The organism is Paenibacillus sp. 05T425, from assembly GCF_056396205.1.
In genome coordinates this window covers 1-453 of sequence record NZ_JBFTLA010000096.1, presented here as the reverse complement: position 1 = coordinate 453, position 453 = coordinate 1, and the positions used below count along the sequence as shown (strand labels likewise).

Below are 453 nucleotides of genomic sequence, written 5' to 3'. Positions count from 1 at the left end.
ACTAAAGCAATACAAAGTAATGAGCAAGTCGAACTACCTTTATGGAGAGTTTGATCCTGGCTCAGGACGAACGCTGGCGGCGTGCCTAATACATGCAAGTCGAGCGGAGTTATTCCTTCGGGGATGACTTAGCGGCGGACGGGTGAGTAACACGTAGGTAACCTGCCTATAAGACTGGGATAACATTCGGAAACGAATGCTAATACCGGATACGCAGCTTGGTCGCATGACCGAGCTGGGAAAGACGGAGCAATCTGTCACTTATAGATGGACCTGCGGCGCATTAGCTAGTTGGTGAGGTAACGGCTCACCAAGGCGACGATGCGTAGCCGACCTGAGAGGGTGATCGGCCACACTGGGACTGAGACACGGCCCAGACTCCTACGGGAGGCAGCAGTAGGGAATCTTCCGCAATGGACGAAAGTCTGACGGAGCAACGCCGCGTGAGTGATG

1 rRNA gene is annotated in these 453 nt (G+C 53.9%); it reads left to right on the top strand.

The features are described 5' to 3' along the window. Positions 1 to 38: 38 nt before the first annotated feature. Positions 39 to 453 (top strand): 16S ribosomal RNA (locus AC1DF0_RS32245); the annotation flags it as partial.